General features: G+C 50.4%; 1 protein-coding gene. It reads right to left on the reverse strand.

The features are described from left to right. Positions 1–430 precede the first annotated feature (430 nt). Complete coding sequence (locus H0R92_RS13930) at positions 431–2,635, reverse strand: leucine-rich repeat protein (RefSeq protein ID WP_432966254.1); 2,205 nt, start codon at positions 2,633–2,635, stop codon at positions 431–433. Between the last annotated feature and the right edge of the window lie 350 nt (positions 2,636–2,985).

The raw sequence follows: 2,985 nt of genomic DNA on the forward strand, positions 1-2,985 counted from the left end.
ACAGTCCCGAACAGGATGTTCGGGAAAGTTCCATATAAACAAGTTTGCCTTGAGGCAAACTTGAAGCATACAATCGGACAGGACGTCCGATTGTATGCACCGCCCCTAAGAACCCGGCCTATACAGCTGACAGCTGTATGTTCGATGTAACTTCACAGTCCCGGCACGGATGCCGGAAAAGCCGTTAGTAATCGGTTTCGGGCTTGCCTGAAACCGGAGTTCAAAACCGAGCAGGAGGCTCGGTTTTGAAACAAACTCAAGTTAAAAACCGCACACGCCGCTTGATTTTAGGCATACTGTTTTTAAGTGTGAGCAATTCTTCAGAATTGCGAACTTAAAGCCGGTTATCCGCGATGTTTATGACGGGCATAAGCCCGTCATAAACTCGACGTTGAAGCGGGCGGCGCTATGTAAGCCGCCCGCTTCAACCCTACTCCATCGTTACAACAATGCCCAGGGCTTCGCTGTCGGCGGCGGTAAGGACGGTTATGTCGGCATCGGCGGCAGATGAAATGGCGGAAGTGAATTTCCAATAGGCGGCTTTTTTTACACCGCTTTCCAGGATATAGCCTGCCGCATAGATGTCGGTGCCGAAAGCGTAGAGGGCATTCACCGTGCCGGCCTCGGTGCTTAACTTTATGGCTGTAAAGGAGCTGTCCTTTCCCTTCCATACACAGGGATTGCCGCTGTTTCGTCCGCCTATAAAAACACGGCCGTCTTTTGTGCAAGCGGCGTTTGCTTCGGAGCCGTAGATTCCAAGTTCCGTCGGCGTTACATCTGCGCTTGAGCCCGTGCCCGTAACCTTCCATACCGCAGCTTTCTGTGCCGCATTCCGTCCTGCAGCGTAGACTGCGCCGTCCAAAAAGCATACCGCCTTGGGCCAGACATAACTTCCCGTAGCCAGTACCGTTTCGGTACGCGAGGCTTCGTTAAGAGCTTTGTTTATTGTCCATAAGGCACCTTTTTTTTGGGAGGAGTTGCTGTTGTTTATTTTTCCTACGGCATACAAGGCGGAAGGAGAGGAGCACAAAGCGTAAGCTTCCGAACCTTCCTCCGTTCCCGTGCTTGTACGCAGATGAGCGATGCGCACCGCGTTTTTGTCCGTTATGTCGGCAACGGAGGCTTCCCTCGCTCCGTCTTTTTCGAGCCTTCCCGCTATGTAGAGGGAAGCGCCTTCGCTTAAAATTGCTTGTGCAACGGTTCCCGCATCCTGACTCCAGTACAGGGTGTTTCCCTCCCATACACGGGCACGAGGTTGCCCGGATCTTTGTTGCTCCCCTGCACTGTAGGCTTTTCCGCCTTTAAGGGTAAGGGAACGTGCTAATCCGCTAGTCATTTCCGAGTCCATAGGCAGCTCGTGCTTGGTGCCGTCTTTCCAATAATGGGGCTTTTCATTCCCGATTGTTCCTATGGTGCCTGCAAGGTAGACGGTGTTCGGACGCGGCACAAAAAAAGCCTTTACACTTGCATTTTGCGTAACTTTTAGCTTGTAGGTAGGAGCGGCGCCGTTTACCGCCTGCCCGTTCAGTTCCCATTTTTGAAGCTTGTAACCTGCATGCGGGGAAGCGGTAAAGGTGATTTCCGTGTTTTCCGCTACCATGCCGTCAGAAGGAAGGGCGGGGTTTACCGTTACGGTGCCGTCTGAGGCGGGCTCAAGCGTTACCTTGTACTTGGGTGCTTCTCCTCCTATGACTGCAAATTTCGCCTTTCGTTCTTCGTAAGTATTGCCGGGAACCGCCATTGCATTAAGGGCCGCTGCATCGGCGTAATTACCGAAGTATGCACCCGGTATCTGTATACCGCCTGTTTCCAAAGCGGTGCAGCCTTCAAAGACTTTCTCAAACTCGTTCCACGTATCCTCATAATTACAGAGAAGCTTTACCCCTTTTAAAGCGGAACAACCCGAAAAACAGTAGCGCATATCCGTAACGCTTTCAGGAATGTCCGGCACTTGGGTTAAACTTGTGCAGCCTGAAAAACAGAAGCTCATATCCGTAACGCTTGCAAGAATGCCGGGAGCTTGAGTTAAACTTGTGCAGTCTCTAAAACAGCTTTCCATAGTTATAACGCTTGTAGGAATAACGGGATTTTGAGTTAAACTTGTGCAGGCTCTAAAACAGTTTTTCATACCTATAACACTTGAAGGAATGTCGGGAGCTTGAGTTAAACTTATGCAGCCGTTAAAACAGTCTGTCATATCCTTAACGCTTGCGGGGATACCGGCAAGCGACACAAGATTGGTACAGCCGTAAAAGCAAAACTTCATATTGTCAAGATCTGCAACTTCGCCGGGCAGTTTAAGGGCAACTTTTTTGGCAGGGTGAGCCTTTATTTTTTGCCCCAAGGCGGAAGGGCTGCCGCCGCTTCCTCTAAAGTTATCAGCGGGTATGGTGCCGGTTACTTCTATATAGTTTACCTTTGTGCTTAAAGCGGTGTTTGCAAGGTAGGTGTCAAGCTCGGCGTAGGCTACCTTTACATAGGCGGGGCCGCTTCCCCCTCCTGACGAACCGCCGCCCGTGTTACCGCCTCCTGCGGCGTTGGGGCAGGCGGTAAAGAGCCCCATAATCACGAGCGATGCGGCAAGTGTGAAGACTGCCGCCCGATTTGTAAAAATCCTGTTTTTTGTGTGTTTCATAAGAAACCTCCTAAATGTTAGGGGGAGAGAGTACTTGCTTAAAAGCATACGTCCTGTATGCTTTTAAGCTCGAGTTTTTTGCAAGCAAAAAACTCGCCGAACTTACACGGGCGGACATCCTGTCCGCAGTTCCTCTCTCCCCTCATTCGCAGTCCCGAACAGGATGTTCGGGAAAGCTTTATATCGGCATAAAATCGCACATGGATGTGCGATTTTATGCCTCCCGGCACGGATGCCGGTAAAGCCGTAAATAATGAGTTTTACGCCAAGCGTAAAACTCATTATTTACGGGGGTTTGTGTCTAAAAAAAGAGGGTACGGGCTTTACCCTACGCTCTTTTATATGCGAAT

Source organism: Treponema sp. OMZ 840, from assembly GCF_050937815.1.
Classification (GTDB): Bacteria; Spirochaetota; Spirochaetia; order Treponematales; family Treponemataceae; genus Treponema_C.